At 47.0% G+C, this 20,229-nt stretch carries 21 protein-coding genes; 6 read left to right on the top strand and 15 right to left on the bottom strand.

The window, feature by feature from the left end; genetic code table 11:
- Positions 1 to 23: 23 nt before the first annotated feature.
- The 4 genes from R3D86_13675 to R3D86_13690 form a co-directional block, all read right to left on the bottom strand.
- On the bottom strand, positions 24 to 1,148 hold the full coding sequence (locus tag R3D86_13675) for a DNA polymerase III subunit delta' (protein ID MEZ5759264.1): 1,125 nt from the start codon (positions 1,146 to 1,148) through the stop codon (positions 24 to 26).
- Between the two features lie 205 nt (positions 1,149 to 1,353).
- Positions 1,354 to 2,025: a hypothetical protein gene (locus R3D86_13680; protein MEZ5759265.1), complete on the bottom strand. Its 672-nt coding sequence runs from the start codon at positions 2,023 to 2,025 to the stop codon at positions 1,354 to 1,356.
- 36 nt (positions 2,026 to 2,061) lie between these two features.
- Complete coding sequence (locus R3D86_13685) at positions 2,062 to 2,775, bottom strand: RlmE family RNA methyltransferase (protein MEZ5759266.1); 714 nt, start codon at positions 2,773 to 2,775, stop codon at positions 2,062 to 2,064.
- Positions 2,768 to 3,934, bottom strand: a complete 1,167-nt coding sequence (locus R3D86_13690) for a Ppx/GppA phosphatase family protein (protein MEZ5759267.1) — start codon at positions 3,932 to 3,934, stop codon at positions 2,768 to 2,770. Before R3D86_13690 ends, R3D86_13685 begins: the two co-directional genes overlap by 8 nt.
- A 194-nt stretch (positions 3,935 to 4,128) precedes the next feature.
- On the opposite strand from R3D86_13690, the gene R3D86_13695 reads away from it, so the two are divergent.
- Positions 4,129 to 5,544, top strand: a complete 1,416-nt coding sequence (locus tag R3D86_13695; protein MEZ5759268.1) for an aminotransferase class I/II-fold pyridoxal phosphate-dependent enzyme — start codon at positions 4,129 to 4,131, stop codon at positions 5,542 to 5,544.
- 122 nt (positions 5,545 to 5,666) lie between these two features.
- Positions 5,667 to 7,010 (top strand): aminotransferase class I/II-fold pyridoxal phosphate-dependent enzyme, encoded by a 1,344-nt coding sequence (locus tag R3D86_13700; protein ID MEZ5759269.1) that lies wholly within the window; start codon positions 5,667 to 5,669, stop codon positions 7,008 to 7,010.
- A gap of 95 nt (positions 7,011 to 7,105) precedes the next feature.
- On the opposite strand, the gene R3D86_13705 is transcribed toward R3D86_13700, so the two are convergent.
- Genes R3D86_13705 through R3D86_13715 form a run of 3 tightly spaced genes read right to left on the bottom strand, consistent with a single transcriptional unit; the run spans position 7,106 to position 9,028 of the window.
- The gene (locus R3D86_13705; protein MEZ5759270.1) at positions 7,106 to 7,699 is read right to left on the bottom strand and encodes a hypothetical protein; all 594 of its coding nucleotides are present in this window, start codon (positions 7,697 to 7,699) and stop codon (positions 7,106 to 7,108) included.
- 28 nt (positions 7,700 to 7,727) lie between these two features.
- Positions 7,728 to 8,321, bottom strand: coding sequence for a hypothetical protein (locus R3D86_13710; protein ID MEZ5759271.1), 594 nt, complete (start codon positions 8,319 to 8,321; stop codon positions 7,728 to 7,730).
- Between the two features lie 2 nt (positions 8,322 to 8,323).
- Positions 8,324 to 9,028 (bottom strand): lysozyme, encoded by a 705-nt coding sequence (locus tag R3D86_13715; GenBank protein MEZ5759272.1) that lies wholly within the window; start codon positions 9,026 to 9,028, stop codon positions 8,324 to 8,326.
- A 643-nt stretch (positions 9,029 to 9,671) separates the two neighbouring features.
- On the opposite strand from R3D86_13715, the gene R3D86_13720 reads away from it, so the two are divergent.
- Positions 9,672 to 10,172 carry a hypothetical protein gene (locus R3D86_13720; protein MEZ5759273.1) on the top strand — a complete coding sequence of 167 codons (501 nt, stop codon included), beginning with the start codon at positions 9,672 to 9,674 and terminating at the stop codon, positions 10,170 to 10,172.
- Between the two features lie 58 nt (positions 10,173 to 10,230).
- Here the strand turns inward: R3D86_13720 and R3D86_13725 are convergent, their stop codons facing one another.
- Both R3D86_13725 and R3D86_13730 read right to left on the bottom strand, forming a co-directional pair.
- Positions 10,231 to 10,515 carry a hypothetical protein gene (locus R3D86_13725; GenBank protein ID MEZ5759274.1) on the bottom strand — a complete coding sequence of 95 codons (285 nt, stop codon included), beginning with the start codon at positions 10,513 to 10,515 and terminating at the stop codon, positions 10,231 to 10,233.
- Between the two features lie 98 nt (positions 10,516 to 10,613).
- Positions 10,614 to 11,279, bottom strand: coding sequence for a hypothetical protein (locus tag R3D86_13730; GenBank protein MEZ5759275.1), 666 nt, complete (start codon positions 11,277 to 11,279; stop codon positions 10,614 to 10,616).
- Positions 11,280 to 11,583: 304 nt separating this feature from the next.
- Between R3D86_13730 and R3D86_13735 the strand changes: the two genes are divergently transcribed.
- Both R3D86_13735 and R3D86_13740 read left to right on the top strand, forming a co-directional pair.
- The gene (locus R3D86_13735) at positions 11,584 to 12,525 is read left to right on the top strand and encodes a toll/interleukin-1 receptor domain-containing protein (protein MEZ5759276.1); all 942 of its coding nucleotides are present in this window, start codon (positions 11,584 to 11,586) and stop codon (positions 12,523 to 12,525) included.
- 155 nt (positions 12,526 to 12,680) lie between these two features.
- The gene (locus R3D86_13740; GenBank protein ID MEZ5759277.1) at positions 12,681 to 13,196 is read left to right on the top strand and encodes a hypothetical protein; all 516 of its coding nucleotides are present in this window, start codon (positions 12,681 to 12,683) and stop codon (positions 13,194 to 13,196) included.
- A 12-nt stretch (positions 13,197 to 13,208) separates the two neighbouring features.
- Here R3D86_13740 and R3D86_13745 read toward each other — a convergent pair whose 3' ends face one another.
- The 3 genes from R3D86_13745 to R3D86_13755 are packed head-to-tail and all read right to left on the bottom strand — an operon-like array spanning position 13,209 to position 17,582.
- Positions 13,209 to 14,405, bottom strand: coding sequence for an HlyD family efflux transporter periplasmic adaptor subunit (locus R3D86_13745; GenBank protein ID MEZ5759278.1), 1,197 nt, complete (start codon positions 14,403 to 14,405; stop codon positions 13,209 to 13,211).
- Between the two features lie 38 nt (positions 14,406 to 14,443).
- Positions 14,444 to 16,858 (bottom strand): FtsX-like permease family protein, encoded by a 2,415-nt coding sequence (locus R3D86_13750; protein ID MEZ5759279.1) that lies wholly within the window; start codon positions 16,856 to 16,858, stop codon positions 14,444 to 14,446.
- Positions 16,821 to 17,582, bottom strand: coding sequence for an ABC transporter ATP-binding protein (locus R3D86_13755; protein ID MEZ5759280.1), 762 nt, complete (start codon positions 17,580 to 17,582; stop codon positions 16,821 to 16,823). Before R3D86_13755 ends, R3D86_13750 begins: the two co-directional genes overlap by 38 nt.
- A 144-nt stretch (positions 17,583 to 17,726) precedes the next feature.
- Between R3D86_13755 and R3D86_13760 the strand changes: the two genes are divergently transcribed.
- Entirely contained in the window at positions 17,727 to 18,251 is a 525-nt protein-coding gene (locus R3D86_13760) for a DUF2059 domain-containing protein (protein ID MEZ5759281.1), read from the top strand.
- 3 nt (positions 18,252 to 18,254) lie between these two features.
- Here R3D86_13760 and R3D86_13765 read toward each other — a convergent pair whose 3' ends face one another.
- The 3 genes from R3D86_13765 to R3D86_13775 are packed head-to-tail and all read right to left on the bottom strand — an operon-like array spanning position 18,255 to position 20,212.
- Complete coding sequence (locus tag R3D86_13765; protein ID MEZ5759282.1) at positions 18,255 to 18,824, bottom strand: isochorismatase family protein; 570 nt, start codon at positions 18,822 to 18,824, stop codon at positions 18,255 to 18,257.
- A 16-nt stretch (positions 18,825 to 18,840) separates the two neighbouring features.
- Complete coding sequence (locus tag R3D86_13770) at positions 18,841 to 19,644, bottom strand: acyl-CoA thioesterase (GenBank protein ID MEZ5759283.1); 804 nt, start codon at positions 19,642 to 19,644, stop codon at positions 18,841 to 18,843.
- 16 nt (positions 19,645 to 19,660) lie between these two features.
- Complete coding sequence (locus R3D86_13775) at positions 19,661 to 20,212, bottom strand: GNAT family N-acetyltransferase (GenBank protein MEZ5759284.1); 552 nt, start codon at positions 20,210 to 20,212, stop codon at positions 19,661 to 19,663.
- Between the last annotated feature and the right edge of the window lie 17 nt (positions 20,213 to 20,229).

A 20,229-nucleotide genomic window follows, 5' to 3' on the forward strand; every position in this document is an offset into this window, starting at 1 on the left:
TTACAAATTTCTTTCTTAACAGTCTAATTTAAGCGAAGCGCCGCACTGATCATATTCAGTATATCAAGAACCGTCTGCTTCGGGTCCATATTAAGCGCGTCTGTCGCCTTCATTTTTTCGGCTATCTTTTCCCACAGCTCCGCCCATTGATCAAGCGGAATTATTTGCCCCAGTTTTTCCATCAGCTCAAATTCATTTTCAAGCGCCGGTTTAATATTATGGGTATGGCTGGTTCCCTGATAACTGACATGGCGGATCATGCGGCTGATAAAGCGGCTCAAGAGTTCGTAAAAAAGCTGGAACATATCCCCCGATTTCCGCGATGTAATCTCATCGGCAAATGCATGCATCAGCGGCACATTAATATCCGGCATAGATGATAAAAGACTGAGCAGATCACCATAAAGTTTAAGCCCGTCATGATTGATCAGCGATATCGCCTTGCCCGGGCTGCCATTGGTCAGGGCGACATAGCCGTCAATGATATGCTCATCCATAGCAGGGAATTTATTTTGCAGTATTTCCTTCACCGTTTCCGATTTTAACGGTTTAAGCGGCAACATCCGGCAACGCGATTTGATCGTCGGCAGCAACCGCCCCGGCGCATGGGCCAATATAATCAGGATGGAATTTGATGGCGGTTCCTCCAGTATTTTCAAAATGGCGTTGGCGGCATTTCGGTTCATTTCATCTGCTGTATCGACAATCGCCACCCGCCAGCCGCCGGCCGTGGATGTTTTATGAAAAAAATCATTAATCCGCCGCACATCATCCACCAGGATATTGTTACGCAGTTTACCCGTTTTCGGGTCTTCCGTCCGCTCAATAACCAGCAGGTCGGCATGGCTACCGGCACTGATCAGGCTATTCTCCCGGCTTTCAAGATTGGTATTAAGGGACGACAACGCCACTTTTTCCAGCACATCACCGAACAGGCCCGGACCTTCATCCTCTTTGGGTGGATTATTCAGTAAAAACCGCGCCATTTTATAGGCCAGTGTCGCCTTACCGATCCCCTTGGGGCCGGTGATCATCCAGGCATGGTGAATTTTCCCGGCATTAAAGGCATCCAGAAAGAGCCCTTCTGCCCCCTCATGACCGTTAAGATCAAGGGTTTTTCGCGGTAAAAAAATCTCTGCTTCTTCCATGGTGCCGTCTGTTCATCACTTCCTTATTGCTTAGTCTTCTATGTAACATTAATTGGAAATGGATGGCTATCGGTAATTTGGGAAAATTATATAATCCAGCCTTCACTTGACAGCCAGTCCGCATAATTAGTTTATTTTTCCTATATTTGAATTTTTCTTCAAGAATTTTGAAGGTTAAAGTTAGCAAGTGATTTAAGATGATATACTATTTTCTATCAAGCACAGTAAAATCATAAATGGCAAGTACTGATAGTGAAATGATGAATAAAAATGTTCCGATTAAATATTGCTTATCAATTATTGAGAGAAATCCAACAATTCCATGTGAAATAAAAACTAACTTTGCAATTACATTTACAAGCGTTTTGTAAATTTGGTTAGTTGGTCTCCAATAAAGTAAGATAGACACCAATGTTCCTGTGAAAATAATCCAAATAATTATGGTTGGAATAAAATATTCCCCATCATTCACTACATTAATAATATCATATATTAAGCTTAATAGGATAATCACACCGCTAATCGTAACAATTGCTTCACCAAATAATTTTATATAAAACCACACATTAAAAGTATTATCTGTAGAATTTTGTGTGTGCTTAATATCAAACTTTTTGTCAAATCTGTCACTGATAAAGCTTTTGCCACACACTCGGCACCACATTGGCACATAGCTACTGTATCCCTTAGGATTATAGGATGAAGTGGAATTACACCTTTCACACTTTCTTGAACTTAAATACAAACCTCCTCCCATCCAATAAATGAATACCAGTGGAACTCCATAAAGGCCAAACAAGGAAAGAACTAACAAAAAAAAGGGAAATACTAATAAAATATGCAAGAAACTAATAATAAAATTAGGTTTTTTAAGCATTTATTCCCCCTTCAAATTTCTATAATTTGCAATAGGTTACCCAAGAAACCCCTGTGCCACCAGGTATGTTTCCTTGCTTTCGGAGCGGCTGGCCGGTGGTTTATAATGGCGGACGGATTTAAAACGTTTCTTGACATCCTCAAGCAGCTTATTGTCAGTTCCTCCGGCAAAAACCTTGGCGACGAAGGTACCGTTTTTCACCAATACCTTGGTGGCAAAATCAAAGGCCAGCTCGACAAGGCCGATGGTCCTTAAATAATCGGTATTCTGATGCCCGGTTGTGGCGGCCGCCATATCGCTCATCACCAGATCGACAGGGCCGTCAATAAGATCGAGCAGAGCTTTTTCCGCTTCATCGGTGGTAAAATCCATTTGCAGCATAATGGCCCCCGGCACTGGCGCCACTTCGAGCAGGTCAATGCCGATAATCCGCACATCACCCGCGCACTGCTTTGCCGCAACCTGCGCCCATCCGCCCGGTGCCGCGCCAAGGTCAACAACCGATTTAACCCCGTGCAGGAAATTAAATTTTTCATCAAGCTCCAGCAGTTTATAAGCGGCCCGGCTGCGGTACCCGTCACGCTTTGCCGCCGCCACATAGGGATCATTAAGCTGGCGCTGAAGCCAGCGTGTTGACGATGATTTGCGGTAACGCGCCGTCTTAACCCGTGTTTTTTCGCCGCGAACAATACCGCGCGGGTCAAGCTTTCTTTCCTTACCGCTTTTGCTGAGTTTGGGTTTTTTAATCATTTGTCCCCTGCTCTGCATTTACTGCTTTTTTCTTTTTCCGTTTCAGGAAATATCTTTTGCGGGACCGCTTTCTACGGGTAGCCCGGTTTTTCTGGCGCTGCTCATCCATCAGATGATGAAGCATCCCTTCACGGATACCCCGGTCGGCCACCCGCACATCATCAATCGGCCACACGTCAATGATTGCATCCAGAATGGCGCAGCCCGCCACCACCAGTTCGGCCCGGTCATTACCGATATTGTTAAGCGCCAGCCGCTCTGCATAATCAAGTTTTGCAAGATCCTGACATAGATTGACCAGATCAGCCGCCTTCATCCAGGCACCGTCCACTTCATTGCGGTCATAAATCGCCTGATTAAGATGCATGCTTGTCAGTGTCGTCACCGTGCCTGATGTGCCCATCAGCTGTACCCGGCTTTCAGCAATAGAGACGGCAATATTATGTTTTTGCTCAAACGGGACAAGATGGTCCTTAACCCGTTCCTTCATTTCCTCGTAGTGGGCGATGGGCAGCGCTTCCCGTGTGCCATATTCCTCGGACAGGTTGACGACCCCAAGCGGAATTGAAATCCAGTCAATAATTTCGGGAATGCGTTTTTTACAGAAATTGATCCAGATAATTTCCGTGCTGCCGCCACCAATATCAAAAATGATGCCGCTGTTATATTTGGTGTCCAGCAGCTCCTTACAACCCATCACCGCCAGCCGCGCTTCCTCCTGCGGGTTGATGATATCAAGGCTGATTTTTACCTGATCTTCAATGGTTTTGACAAATTCGGCACCATTTTCCGCCTCCCGACAGGCCTGCGTCGCCACATTCCACATGCGGGTCACGCCGCGGCGGCGCATTTTCTCCATACAGATTTTTAAGGCTGACACGGTCCGCTCCGTTGCCTCCACCGATATTTTTTTCTGTTCCTTTAATCCTTCGCCAAGACGGACAATTCGGGAAAAACTGTCAATAACCTTAAAACCGTTCGCGTTCGGCACCGCCACCAAAAGCCGGCAGTTATTGGTGCCAAGATCAACGACACCGTACACATGGCTTTTGCCCGGTTCACTGTTTCGACGGTTTTTGGTTGATGGCCGGTTCTGCTTCTCCCCCTGCGCAGCCCGCCTTTCTTCAGCGGAACCATTGTCATTATTATTATTTTTCATTCTGAATTGGGCCTGATCGTCAATTAATTCTCAAATATCCTACCTATATAGTACCGTGTGGCAAGGCTTCATAGAAAAAATTGAGTCAATTTTACAATTCTGCCTTTAACGTCATGTTGACAGCGTCACCTTTATCGTGCACCTTCAACTTCATAAGTAATTTCTGATAAATAGAGTAAGGGAGAAAGTTTCAAATGACAAATCAAACAAAATTAAATCGGCGTTTCTTTATGAAAACCGTTGGTGCGGGAGCAGTCATTGGGGGAACTTTGGGGAGCGTACCACTATCAACAGCCGCTATGGGGCAAATGGGCGGGATGATGAGCAGTATGTCCAATAAAGTCAATTTTGATGCGGGCTATGACCGTGTCGGCACCAACAGTATTAAATTTGATTATATTAAAATGATTAATCCGGGCAAAACGCTTGATGTCGGCATGGGGATTGCCGATATGGATTTTCGCACCCTGCCCGCGGTGACATCGGCATTGAAAAAGCGTCTTGAAATTGAAAACTGGGGTTATGAGCTGCCACCGATGGATTATCAGGATACGATCGTTGCCTGGAACAAGCGCCGCTACAACATTGATGTGCCCAAAGCCAATATTTTAAACAGCCTTGGTGTGCTTGACGGGGTTCTGTCCATCCTGTTGGCCTTTGGCAAAAAAGGGGATCATGTGTTGCTGACAACGCCAACCTATTCAAGCTTTTTTCACACGGTCCATGATGCGGGAATGCATTCGGCCGAAAGCGAAATGAAGCGCGTTAATGGTCGCTATCAGGTTGATTATGACGATTTTGAAAAACAGATCGCCGGCGGCGTAAAATTATTCATCCTCTGCAACCCCCAAAATCCGACCGGCAACTGCTGGACCGCGGATGAGCTGCGTAAAATGGGGGATATCTGCAACAAACACGGCTGCCTTGTGATCGCCGATGAAATCCACTGTGACTTTGTCATGGCTGGGCATAAATATACCCCCTATGCATCACTGGGGGAGGCTTACGCACAAAACAGCTTCACTTTAAAATCAAGCAGCAAGTCCTTTAACCTTGCCTCGCACAGAACCGCCTATTTCTATTCCGATAATCGCAGCTATATTGACCGTGTCCTTGAAAACGGTCATCAACGGCTTCTTTTGAATGTTATGGGGATGATTGCGTCAAATGTCGCGCTGCAGCATGGCGATGATTATATTGATGAACAGAATGCCTATCTTACCGAAAACACCCGCTATGTGGCAAAATTCTGCGCCGACCGGATCCCGCTGATCAAATATCAGCCCCATGAAGGCACCTATCTGGCGTGGCTTGACTGCACCGGCCTTTATGACAAACTGGACGCCCATAATAAGGCAAAAGAACTGACCGACTATAACACCAAAAACAATATTACCGAGATGGACTTTTTCGAAGGTGAGGTCATTAAAAAATATAACGCCGGTCGCTATGTCAAGGAATGGGTGATGGATCAGGCCCGGGTCGATATCAATGCCGGACAGGATTACGGCAAAGGCGGTGATGGTTTCATGCGTATGAACCTGGCCACCAACCGCGCCATGATCACCAAAGCGCTGAGCAATATCGAAGCCGCCATCAACGCTCTTTGATCATATATACTATACTTTAGTCTAAAGAGCCCCGAATTCTCGGGGCTTTTTTATTCAGGACATTGACAGCGTCCAATGATTGATGCACGATGAGGTCCCAAAAATATATCAGGGAGGATAAAATGGACGAAAAATCAAAACTAAATCGCCGCTTTTTTATGAAAGGGGCCGGGGCATCAGCCCTGATCGGTAGTGCACTGGGGGGAAGTGTCGCGCTGCCGCAATTGGCATCTGCCAAAGGCATGGGTGGCATGGGCATGTCAATGACCTATGACCTAAACGAAGAATTCAACCGTATCGGCGCCGGGGACAGCAAATGGGACATGATCCGCAAAGCGAACCGCCCCTATGACGTACCCTTCCCAATGGGTGTTGCCGATATGGATTTCAGAACATTCCCGCGCATCACCGAAGCGCTAATGACCCGCATGGGCCATGAAAACTGGGGATATCATCCGGCACCGATTGATTTCTATGACAATATCATTGCCTGGAACAAAAACCGCTATAATCAGGATGTGAAACGCGAAAATATCCTCAATGCCCTTGGTGTGCTTGATGGCGTTCTTTCCATCCTGCTGACCCATAACAAGGAAGCAAAACCCGTTCTGGTGCAGACTCCGGGCTATTCCGGCTTCTTCGGCATTATCAGAACCGCCCAGTTCTCGGCTCTTGAAAACCCGCTTAAGCTGGTGGATGGCCGCTGGACCATGGATCTGGACACAATGGCAAAACAGATTGATGAAAATGATGTCAAAGTCATGCTTTTCTGTAACCCGCAGAACCCGACCGGAAACTGCTGGACCGCTGATGAAATGCGGGCGATGGGCGATCTCTGCCTGTCCAAAGGTGTTCTTGTTGTCGCTGATGAAATCCACTGCGACTTTGTCAACAAGCACGCAAAATACACACCTTACGCCACCATCGGCGCCAAATATGCGCAAAACAGCTACACGCTGAAATCAACCAGTAAATCATTCAACCTCGCCGCCCATCATGTGGCCTATCTGTTCTCGGACAATGATGATTATATCACCGAGCTGAAAAAGCACGGCCATCAGCGCGGATCGCTCAATGCGCTCGGCATGATCGCCTGTAACGCCGCCTATAAATATGGCGCCGAATATATGGATGATATGCGCGCCTATATTGACGGTAACTGCAGATTCCTTGAAAAATTCTGCGCCGATGAAATGAAGGACGTTAAATATAAGATGCAGGAAGGCACCTACCTCGCCTTTATCGACTGTTCGGCTGTTGCCAAAAAGCTTGGCAAACCAATGGGCGATAAACGGATTGGCGATATGCTGAAGGATTTCTTCATACAGAAAGCCGGTGTCAACCTTAACCAGGGCGAAAATTACGGTCAAAATGGTGTCAACTATATGCGGATGAACCTGGCCACCACCCATAGAAAACTGCACGGTGCTCTAAACGCCATGAAAAAAGCAATCGACGCCATCTAGTTTTCTAAACCATTACATTAAAAAAAGGCTCCAATCATTTGGGGCCTTTTTATTTTTTAGTCATTTCCCCCGGACAAATGCATTGCTAACCCTTTCTATTGGCAATATTTCTCGTACCAGTTTTGTTGATTTTTAACAAAAACACCTACTCCGGATATTTTTACTTCATCATAAGTTTTATCCAGTTCAAAATGGATAAAACCACGGGCCAGCAATATATCAAAATTTTCCAACACACTAAATTTATTTACAGCAGCACAAGCCATCACATCCTTGAATTCCGGTGTGACTATATTTTTATAATGCTGATCAATCTCTGAAGGACTATTAATAGTTCTACTTTCAGTAATGCTACCCTTATTATCCGGCTTTTCCTTTTTAATTAAATAATAAAGAGGATAGGAAAGCATAGACGCAAATGTCTGTTCATCGTCATTTTTTATGGCCATTTTTATTTTTGTCAGTGAATTCTGAAGTTCCGATGCAGAAATATTATTTTCGCAGGAATAAAATAATCCATCTATATCCACGTCATTGTCCATATCAAACTGCTTTTCCTCGTCACTCGGCAGGGTTCTTTGCCACACGGTCAGCAGACAGGTTTTTTCCTTTTCGCTCATACTGGCGGGGAAATTGGTCCCCGCCGACAGCGCCGAAAGAAAAACCAGCATTGATGTTAAAATGGTCATTTTTAGTCATATCCCCCATACAAATTCATTATTGGCAATGATCCTCAAACCACATGTCCTGAATTTTTGCCGGGCCATTTATATGTGAAATTTTAATCTCACCCGTTGCAGCATCCTGATCAAAATAAATATAACCTCGGGCCAGCAATATTCCGAAATTACCGGATGCACTCATTTTTGATAATGTGGCACAAGCCATAATATCCTTAAAAAAAGGAACACTAATATCCTTATAATGTAATGAAAATTCAGACTGAATATTAACTTTTCTGTAATCATACATATCACCATTTTCATCCGGTTTTTCTCTTTTAGGAAAATACGTAAAAGGGTATATGAACATACTGGCAAAGGCCTGTTCATCATCATTTTTCAACGCCGTTTTTATTTTTGTCAGTGATTTCTGCAGTTCCGATGCCGTAATATTATTCTCACAAGAATAAAATAACCCATTAATATCCACATCATGGTCCATATCAAACTGCTTTTCCTCGTCACTCGGCAGGGTTCTTTGCCACACGGTCAGCAGACAGTTTTTTTCCTTATCACTCATACTGGCGGGGAAATTGGTCCCCACCGACAGCGCCGAAAGAAAAACCAGCATTGATGCTAAAATAGTCATTTTTAGTCATATCTCCTTGCATAAATTCCAAGAGTATAAAGATCAATTCTTGACTTGCTTCTGTTTCCAAGCCCTGATGAAAATTGATTATTTGCTTTTGTATATTTTAAATTTTGTCCGATTCCTGCATAGTCACCAGCCTTTATGGCTATATTAAGGTTAGGGCTATTTGTGCTGTTCAGGGCTGGTGCCCCGACATTAAAGGCCAGATCAACAAGGGCGTCATATTCATTCTGCCTGAGAGGAAGGTTCCCAACCAGCCTTTTTACCGTTCTTTCCGCTTCTTCAATATCCTTTGTTAGCAAAAGCTCTGCTTCATAGGTTGATACCGGATCGCCAATTTGCCTGTTTGAACCACTCCATTTTGTATGACCAAAACCGCCCGTTGGATTACCAAATCCGTCATCCGCAATTTTTGGCACATAAGTTTCCAGTTTTCTGATATGGTTGCGTAAATGGCTGCTCGCCTGTAATTTTGACGCATCTACCCGTGGCGCGGCTAAATAATCATCCACCTTTAGCTCGATAAATGGCTTATACCCCGTCGCCTGTTGGTCCGCGCGGCTAAGTATGGCAGGGTCAATTGCTGGTCTTTGTGGTTCTGACATTTTCATGGAAGCAACACTATCATCATTGCTTGAACCATTCAATACTAATTCACTTATTGGTTGTTTTTCCGGCTGCTGGTAATTTTGCAGCTTTTTCATATACTGAACCATTTCCGATGACGGCGCATGGTTCGATGGCAGCGCGATGCCGGACCGCTTGCTGCCAAGTTCGCGGACAAGCCGCCTGTCATATTCGCTTTATAATTGAAGGGGGGAGCTACCGCGCTCGGCGCTACTTGAGCTCCCCCCGGCCTCGCGGACTCCCCCCTCCTGGAGGGTAATCGGGCAGCCCTGAGCTCGGTTCATGTGCGCGAAGCGTCACGGAACCAAAACTAATAAGCCCCATATTTCGTCAGAAGGTGGTTTATTTGAAAAATAGTTGGTCATTTTTAAATCCTTTATCTTTGTGTCATTATTAATCTGCCCGGTTCATGGGCGCATGAGCCGCACGGAACCAAAACAAAAGCAGCCCTGAGCGCGGTTCATGGGCGCGTGAGCGACCGGAACCAAACAAAAAAAGAGAACCAACCCGGCAAGGCCGGATTAAAGTTCCCTTTTATAAAAATCGCTTCATGAAAATGGTCAGTCGGGGGCCCAAAGATGTCAAGGATTAATTATGCTGGAAAAAGCAGGGCAAATGTCCTTTAAGGCAATTAGCCGGGCAAATATTTAACATTTTATTAACCATACCCATTTAAAGTTAGCCCCTGAAATTAATATGGTTAATGATGGACAGGATCAGATGACAAATGTAAACGCCGCCGCCTACACCCACAGCGCCCATTTTGCGCAGAGTAATAACAGCACTCCTTCCACAACGGTTGAAAACGGCAGCACAGAAAACTCAACAACGGATCAGGTCACTTTAAGCACCGACGCGACCGAGCTTTTAAACGGGAAAAACCCGAAATCCCCGGCCCAGCGCGCCAAGGCCGCTTTGCTGACGGAGGAATTTTCTACCCTTGGGGGGATTCCTTTCGGCAAACTGGTCTCCACCCTGGCCCGGGGCGGCGATTTAAGCAGCCTGCTGCCACCAGTGGAGCCAAACGAGCCGGCCGAAGATACAGAAATCGTTTCAGAAGCAGCTGAAACGGGCGAAACCAATGAAGGTGGCGCGACAAACAGCGAATTAAGCAGCGACATAAACAGCGAAATACAAAGTCCGGTCATCCCGGCCAATTCCTATAGCGATGCGGAACTGGCCCTTTCCCTGCTGACGCCGACGGTGGATACTGTCGTCTAAGGCGTTATTTTAATAAAACCCTTTCATGATGCTTTTGGGGATCATAAACAAGGCGGCATTAAGCCGCATTGTCAGGTGAATATTTATCGGCGGACGCCGCTTCATTGACCCTTTTCGGCCCATTCACTGTTTCCTTTATCTGGTTGCTGTTTGCTGAATTTGACCCGGCCACAAAAAAAGGCGCGAAAGGCGCCCTGTTTTTTTGCTGTCTGTGGTCGGATTTTTGACTTAGAGGCGGGAATACCCTTACCTCCGGGAAAAGCCGCTGATCACGGAGGATCCGCGCCTTCCATTCTTCATAAGAGAGCCGTTCTTTAGGGCCCCCCAAAGTCATTTTATCCATAAAGTCCTCTTCTCATTTACCATTGTCTCCTTTGGTAACCCCTTTATACATAAAAACTATTACAGAATTATGATAACAAATTATCCTTTATATTCCAACTACCTTTTAATTTCTTTTATCCATTCTTTTATGGGGGTGAGCCACTCATCACGCGGCTGGAAAAAGGCACCGTGTTTTTTGCCGGTGTTGATCGCCACCTCTTTAAATGATTTTAAATGGTCACTCCGGTCCGCCAACCGCTGGCAGGAGCCGACAGCGTCGGAACGCTCATAAATCGAGAGGAAATTGCCATTCAGTTTGACATCGGGCTGCTGTTCGATCCAGCTCCAGCAGGCCGCCATAATCACCGTGTCAATCGGTGTATCGGATAGCATGCCTGACGCCATGCCGGTGATATAGCCGCCTTGGGAAAAACCGACCAGGGTGATCTGCTCGGGCTTAACGCCCTTGGCGATCAAATCCCGCACCATTTTAACAAGCGTTTTACTGTGCTCCTCTGCCTTAATCCCCGCCGGGCGGTGTACCGCGATCACGGTAAAATCGGGTGTCGATAACGCTTGCCTGATGGCCGGGAATTCATAAACCCCGTAGTCCGGGTGGACCGGGCGTTCCTCGGTCCCCTCAACAATAAGCCCGTGGGAATAAATAATATAGTTCGCGTCCGTCGGCGGGTTTTCCGGCACATGGTCATAAACCGTTCCTGCATTTGCACTTGCCGCCATCATCACCACCCCGAAAATAAAGGAATAAACCACCCGCATCATAAACCATCATCCGCCATAAAAAATCATCAAACACACCCCCACCATACCAAACAACCACCGAGGGAGCGAGCGGGAATGTTTTTGTAAAGACATTTTAATGTGATAATACTAAACAACCAATGTTAGATAATCATAAACTAACAATTTACTTTTCGTATAATTTCTGCTAATATTTATATCTACAGTGCATGGGGGAAACATTGCTCAATTCTACAAAATTTAGTAATTCGATTATTCTTTAAATTAATCCATTGTATTAGCATTGGATTTCAACTCCTCATGCTTAAATAATTTAGGAAAAATTATGAAAGCTTTTATATCATATTCGCATCAGGATGAATGGGCACTTGATGAATTACACAAGCATTTAGCCTTATTAAGAAGAGAAGGAAAAATTACAGCTTGGTTTGATAGAGAAATTCTTCCTGGCAGTAACATTCATATAGAAATATCGACTAACCTTGTTGACTCTGACCTTTTTTTGGCTTTAGTGAGTCCTGATTTTATCAATTCTGACTATTGCTATGATAAAGAAATGATAAAGGCTTTAGAACTTCATAAAGAAGGCCAACTTACAGTTATTCCAATAATTGTAGAGCCATGCGAATGGATTAAATCACCTTTATCAGATTTACTTGCTTTGCCTAAAGATGGAATAGCCATATCAACTTGGACGAACAAAAATACAGCTTGGTTGGACGTAGTAACCGGAATAAGATCAATTATTGAAAATAACGTTTCAACACCTGTAGCAAGTAAATCATCTCCTCCATCAAATAATCCACTATCTGTCGCTCGATATAAGGCCAAAAAAGACTTTGATGATATTGATAAAATTCATTTTAAAGAAAAAATATTTAATCAATTAAAAGAGTTTTTTAGAAAAGCAGTTGCAGAACTTGATAGTATAAAAGGTTTTAAAGGTAGTTATACTGATATAGACGCATATACTTTCACTGCAACAATCATTAACAGAAATTTACAAAATGGAACAGCTCACATTACTGTATTTATAAATAGAGAGAGCTATGGAATTGGAGACATTTCATATTCGGAAGATCGCCCAGGGACTACCAGGACAACAAATGGCTGGTTTAGTGTTCAGAACAATGATTATGAACTGTTTTTAACTTCTAATATCGGCTGGATAACACAAAGTGAGGAAAAAATTACAAACGGAGAGATTGCGGCAAAATTACTTTGGGAAAGATTTATACAAAGAGCAGGAATTTCATATGCCGATTAAGATGAAATATAGATGTAACAATTGTGGTGAGCGATTTGAAATTGATATATTGACAGAAGACGAGAAAAGAGAATTCGAAAGACAAAGATTGAATTATACACCAATTTCTTGTCCTAAATGTCATAGAAGAGATTATAGAGAAGGTTGGGAATAAAATGGATTTATCAACATTAAATACAGTAAATTTTACTGATGTAAAAATTGGTAGCCTATGCTTTTGGAATAATTATGGAGATATATCTCAATTAATTATGAAAGCAGGAGTTTTTAAAGTAGCAGAAAATAGTGATAAAAATGAAGAACTCATAGGAGAATTTTGCGTCTTTTTATCAGGTGATCAGCCATTTACATTTAGTAGATATAATAATGAAAGATTAACTGTAACTCAAATTGAAGAATATACCTTCGAATTAATAAATAACTCCGTTGATACAGATCCTGAAGCAAAGAAAATTGGTGGCGAAATTTATAGTGAAGGGAAAAATTTATATCTATTTCTTGATAATCGTGGTTATAGGAATCAGGGGTATCTAAATCTAACTACAGGAAAACTTTTAAGCAATTTAGGAGATGTTAGAGTTAGCAAAATACATCAATGGTCTATCATAGTACCTAAAAATAAAATTGAAAAAGGAATTGGTTGCACCGTTTTCAGTTATCCACTGACATAAATCAAATTTCCCCTACCGCTTCACAACCCGCATGTCGTCGTCAATGTCGGTGCCGGGGTGGATGACGACGGTGTCGCCCTCTGTTAAGCCCGAAACCACTTCGGCGATCTGGTCATTGATACGGCCGATTCCGACCTCTGTCCTGACCGTGCGGCCATCAACCACCTGAAAGACGCTCCATTTGCCCTCGTACCGGAACAGCGCGCTGATCGGCACGTAGGGCACATTGTCGGCGCGGTCAACGATGATGCTGGCCTCGACCCTAAAGGCGTCTCCAAGCCCCTGCCATTTATCGGGACCGTCGATGAAGTTAAGATAAATATTCACCCGTTGTTCCTCCACCCCCAGCGCGGAAATTTTGGTAAAGCCCGACGGGGACACCACCCGCACCTGGGCACGGATATCGTCCGACCCGCCCCAGCGTTTAATGAGTGCCATGTCGCCCTTTTTCACCTTGACCGCGTCGCGGGACAGCATTTCAATGACGATTTCAAGGTCTTCGGGGTTTCCGACCTCCACCAAAGGTGTGCCGGAGGGGATCACCCCTTCGGACTTATGCAGTATGCGTAAGACTTTACCAGAGATCGGCGCACGGACAATCAGATTGCTACTGTCGGTGCCGTCAGCCGCGGTGCCGGGCTGGACCAAACGGGCTTTGGCGGCGGCAAGGGTGCTCTTCGCAACCTCCATCCCTGAATTGGCGGTGTTAAGCTCGGTTTCACGAAGTCTTACCGTTAATTGCGCTTGTTCAAGCCGGGCGATCGATACATTGCCGTTATCATATAGCCGCTGGGTCCGCGCCAGTTCCGCTTTGGCGAAATCCAGTTCCGCCTGTGCGCGTTCCAGTTTCGCGACCTCAAACCCGAGTGCCGCTTCCGCGCCCTGAATATCGGCCTGTGTCTGAATTTCGGTGCGGCTGTCGATAAAATGCGGATCAGCCGGTTTCATGTTGGCAATCACGGTTTCACCGGCGGTGACACTGTCGCCCTGTTCGCTTTCGATCCTTGTCACACGGCCCTCAATCGGGGCATAGACCACATAAATATCATGGATTTTTGTTTTTCCCTCCCCGTCCAGGGTCACCAGCACATCACCGCGCTTGACCACATCCATATCGACCGGAACACGGGCCGGAATCAGCGCGAAAATCAGCAGCCCGACGGCAAAAACACCAAGAGCAATTTTGATATAAAGCTTAATTTTTTTCATATTTGTTCATCCATTTTTCTTATGCTTTATTCGCATCATCATTCAACCCCTTTTTGCGCAGCGACAAGGTCAATTTTATCCACCTGCCGCCAGACAAGGTAAAAAGAGACCAGCGCACTGACCAGCACCACAATCACCGCATAGGCATATGTATCATTTTTTATATAAAGCGGCATTCGGAACAGTTCGGTATCAAGCGCCGCCACCATCCCTGCGCATAACCCATAGCCGATAAAAAGCCCCATGGGGATCGCCACCATGACGACAAAGCCAAGCTCCCCGAACAGGATATAGGCGACCTCGCCCTTGGTAAGACCCAGCACGCGAAGCGCCGCCAGTTCCCGCGATCGTTCGGAAAAGGCAATCCGCGCCGTGTTATAAATAACGCCAAAGGCAATAACCCCGGCAAACACAATATAAACCGCCATCATCCGCATCATGTTTTCGTCCATGATCTGTTCAAAAATTTCCCGCATGCGAACCATGATCGCCATGCTGATAATGGCGGGAACATCTTTGATATTCTGGTATAATGGCCCGTTCCAGTTGGGGTCGGTCTGGAGCGCCGCACCGGTCACCACCGGGCCTTCGTTAAGCAGCGAATTAAGCCGGTCAATATCCATATAGGCGCCAATCCCCATAAATTCATCATAGATCGCCGAAATCGGCAAGCTCAGCTGCGGCCTGCGTTCTTCCAGCACATCAACATCAACCATATCGCCGACCTTGGCGCCGAGCAGCTCGGCCAGTTTTCTCGACATTACCAGCCCGCCGCCCGAAACATCGACCGGTTTTAAGCTCTGGTCCAATACGCGGTGCAGGTCCGGATCCGGCCTGATCCCCGAAATGCCGGTCCGTTTGCTTAAATGACCATGTTTAAGCAGCACCGGAATATCGCGAAGCGGTTCGACCTTCATCACCCCGGGCATCAGTTTTATTTCCTCGAGCGCGGAAATGCCCCGCGGTTCAACAAAGCCAAGCAGCACCGTTTCCCGGTTGCCGATATTATACTGAACATCCATCATATAATTCATGCTGTCGGTCATGCTGTTGGCAAACACAAGGATCGCCAGCGCAAAGCCGACCCCGACCGCGCTTAGGAACGCCCGGATCGGCCGCCTTTCCAGCTGCCTGAGCACAATCCTTGAAAGAAAGGAGAAAAATTTATCAATATCAAGCCGCTCGAGGATGGTTTCCTTAAATTCGGTGGGGGCTTCGGGCCTCATCGCCTCCGCCGGGGGAAGGTCGGCGGCCTGTTTCATGGCGATCCATGTGCCCGCCGTCGCGGCCGCGGCGCAGAAACCGACCGATAAAATCATGATATCGACGGAATAGGTATAATGAAGATAGGGAAAGCGGAAAAACTGGCTGTACATATTTAAGAGCCCCGAGCCAAGCCACACACCCCCGGCAAGGCCAAGGATTGAGCCAATCACCACAACCACCATCACCATTTTAAGATAATGTGCCGCCAGCTCCGCATTGGAATATCCGACCGCCTTCAGCATACCGATCTGGACCCGCTGGGTCGCGACCTGCCGTGTCATCACCACATTGACCAGGAATGCCGCCACACACAGGAATATAATCGGGGTGATCGTCCCCGTTGTTTTTAACTGGGTCAGTTCATTTTCCACATACCAGTTGGACATCTGTTCCGAACGGTCAAAGGAAATCAGCCCGCCATATGGCTTTAATATCCGGTCGAACTCCGCTTTTACCTCCTCCACATTGGCATCGCGGCTAAGGCTCAGGGCCACATTGTTAAAGGCCCCGTCCATATTGACCGCCGCTTCAAGCGCACGGCGGCTCATCCAGAACACCCCGAAGCGTTTATCATCAGGGAAAAGCGCCCCGGGGCCAAGGCTATAGACATATTCGGGGCTCAGCACAATGCCGACAATTTTAAGCGACCGTTTTTTGCCATTCACCACCATATCGATATGATCGCCAAGGGTGAACTGATGCGCCACCACAAAAGCCTCACTGGCGAGGATCGCATCCTCTTCATCCGGGTTGAGCAATCTTCCGCTTTTTAGGTAGAGTTTATCCAAGAGCGGTTCCCGCTCATCCGGGTAGGACAGTATCCGCCCGCTGGCGGGAACGTCCATCCCCTCCACCTGCACCGTGGCGCCGAAGGTGACCCGGGTTTCAATCTGCGCCACGCCGTTTATTTCGGCGATCTGTTCCTTAACCCCTTCCGGTACCCGTTTGGCGCTGGCCCAGACATCGGCAAATTCATAACGGTCATAATAAACATCACGGCCGAGCGCCAGACTGTCAATCACCCCGAATGACAGCACGAATGACATAATCCCCGACGCCATCACAAAAATGATCGCCACCAGCTGGCCTTTGATATTCCAAAGATCACGAAGCAGTTTCCGGTTCATGGCTGTAATCACCTGACGCATTTTACCACCCGATCTCGTGAATATCTTTGGGATGGTCATTTTTCACCACCTTGGCGACCTGCCCGTCGGCAAAATAAATAACCCGGTCGGCGACATTGGCAATCGCCGCATTATGGGTGATGATGATGGTGGTGGTGCCGTAGGTGCGGTTTACCTTCTGTAACGCCTCCAGCACCAGAATGCCGGTTTCACTGTCGAGCGCGCCGGTCGGTTCATCACACAGCATCACTTCCGGCCGTTTGGCGATGGCGCGGGCGATCGCCACCCGCTGCTGCTCACCTCCTGATAACTGCGACGGGAAATGATTAAGCCGGTCTTTTAATTTCACAATTTCAAGCGCTTCCCTGGCCGGCATCGGGTTTTCCGCGATATCGGTGATCAGCTCGACATTTTCCAGCGCGGTGAGGCTCGGGACCAGATTATAGCTTTGAAACACGAAACCGACATGTTCCCGCCGAAAATAGGTCAGCTCCCGATCGGTCATATCGGCAAGGGCATGTCCCTCAAAATGAACATCGCCTGATGTCGGCTGGTCAAGCCCGCCAATAATATTCAGAAAGGTTGATTTCCCCGACCCGGACGGGCCCAATAAAACCACCAGTTCCCCCCGCGGCACCTCAAGCGTCACCCCGCGAAGCGCATGCACGGTCAGCTCCCCCATGCCATATTGCTTGGTAATGGCATCGGTTTTAAAAACCATATTTTTATCGTTGACCACGTCCAGCATGGCGGGGTTTGCTCCTTGACCTTTAAAGTCCGGCACTAATGCACCATACTTTAATCCTATTAAATTTTTAAGGCAAATAACTTGATATAGCTCAAATGTTGCGCGCTTTTCGGCTTGTTTTAATTTTGACCGCCGCTATGATCAGCAACATCTTTTAACCTTTTTGGACTGGACTGCCCGTTGACCACATTAAAATCACTTCTTATCGCCATTATGGTTTTTATCACCCTGCCCGCCCGCGCTGATGAAGCGGCCGATGCGGCAGCGGCGAAGCTACTGGATATTCTTGACGTCAAAAAAACCATGAACCAGTCCATGGAACAAATGCTGATGATGCAGGTGCAGTCAAACCCCGCCCTTGTCCAGTTCAGCGATATTTTAATCAAATTCACCAATCAGTATATGAGCTACGAAAGCTTAAAACCCGATTTCATTAAAATTTATACTGACGCCTTCACCACCGATGAGCTGAATGATCTGATTGAATTTTACCAGTCCCCGACCGGGCAGAATGTCAAAAATAAAATTCCGGAATTAATGCAAAAGGGCGGCGAAATGGGTTTTCAGCGCTTAAGTGAGCATTCCGAGGAATTAAAGGCCCTGATCACCGAACGCGCCGAGCAAATTGCTGCCGACCAGAAAGCCGCCGAGGACGCCGCAGCCGAAAATGATGCCGCCGCGCCAGAGGCGGAACCGGATCAGTAAGCTTTAAACAACCAGCTTTTCAAAATCGAGATCAGTTGAGGATACGGTGCCAGTCTTCCGCCCGGGATAGCTTAAGTACGTCATGACAATGTTAAGATCGGTGATTATCCCGCCCGCGTCAATGACTTTGCCGTCGGGAAGCTCGATATTTTTGGTGCTGTGGGCGTCTTTAACCAGGGTAATGTCATAACCGCGGTCAAGCGCGCCGTAGGCCGTTGCCCGCACGCACCAGTTGGTTGCCGCCCCGGAAATCACGATATGGCCGCAGTCATGCTCGGCCAAAGCTTCGGCAAAGTCGGTATCCTCAAACGAGGACTCGTTTCTTTTATGAATGATCCGCTCCCCTTCCAATGGGCTTAAGCCATCGACCAGTTGCCAGCCGTCACTGTTCCTGGGCATTTCATCGCTTGAATGTTTGATCCAGAGCACGGGGATGCCCGCCGTCCGCGCTTTCTCCAGCGCGCGGGATATATTGGCAATGACCTCATCCGCGTGCCATGCGTTTTTCAGCACCGCCTTATGCACATCGATCACCACAAACACCACATTTTTTTCATTGCCCACTGTTGCCATTATTCAATTCCTTTTCTTATTCCTTAAAGTCTAAATCTGATTTCTTAAACGGTTTTGATTTGCCGTCCTCGCCCACGGCAACCATGATAAAATCACTATCGGCGCAGAAGGTGCGCTTTCCGCTTAAGAGTTCTTCCCCCCACATTTTGACCTTGACGGTCATGGAACTGCGGCCGACCCGCACCACTTTGGCGGAAAGGTCCACAATGCCGCCGACGGCAATGGGGGCGAGGAAATTGGTCTTTTCGACAGAGGCCAGCACCATAACTTCCTTACATTTTCGGGAGGAAGCGATAAAGCCCGCCTTGGCCATCAGCGACAGTCCATGCCCCCCGAACAGGGTACCCAGATGGTTTGTATCATCGGCAAAGACCAGTTCAACAATCCGCAGGTCCGCATCCGGCTCTGCGTGTATACCGGGGGTAAGCTCAATGTCTGAAAGCGGTATAATATCCGCCGCCTTTTCGGCCTTATCCGGCACCGCCACCATGTTAAATATGCCGCGGGTGCAGATATGCCGCTCATTGGTCAGCATATTTTCCGCCTGCATGATCACCTCAACCTGTAATGATCTATTGCCCGCATGGATCACTTTGGCGGCAAAATCAATGATATTGCCCTTATAGGCGGGTTTTACAAAATCAACCTTGTCGCAGGACGCGGTGACAAAGCTTCGCCGCCCGTAACGGGTCGCGGCGATAAAGGCGACCTTGTCCATATAGCCAAGCGCCGCCCCGCCAAACAGCGTTTCATGATGGTTGGTGTTTCTGGGAAAAACAATATCCGTCAGGTGAATGGTGCTGTTTGTATGATGTATCAATTTTTATTCCTTAGATTTAAAAATCTTTCGTCATGGTCAGGACCGGGACGGTCACCCCGGACGGTGCAGTGTCCACCCCGCTTTCGATCACTTTATAACCACATGATTCATAAAGCGGCTGCCCGGCTAGGGTTGAACCCAAAATCATTTTACTAAAGCCGGCGTCCCGCGCCGCCTGCTCACAAATCCCCATAATATAGCGGCCGATGCCGTTTCTGGCCCAGTCGGGGTGGCAATACATGGCGCGGATGCGAGCGCGGTCGGTGGCCGGGTCCAGCAGTTCATCGCTCCGCCCCGGGCTATGGTTACCGCCATAAAGGGTTTTTCGCTTGCCCCATCCGCCGCAACCGACGATGGTTTCCTCGTCCGTTCCCTCCCCATGCAGGATTAAAAAATAGGTCTGGTCTTCAATAAGCCTTGTATCAACCCCCATAAACTGCCCGGCGATTTCAAGCTGTTCCTTGGTTAAATAATTTTTCTGTAATTCATAAATGGCCGCCGCCATCAACGCCTTTATATCCTCAACATCGGACATTTGTGCCAAACGATGGGTAAATTTTTTTGTCATTATCTCACTCACTCTTG

The organism is Emcibacteraceae bacterium (assembly GCA_041396985.1).
Classification (GTDB): Bacteria; Pseudomonadota; Alphaproteobacteria; order Sphingomonadales; family Emcibacteraceae; genus Pseudemcibacter.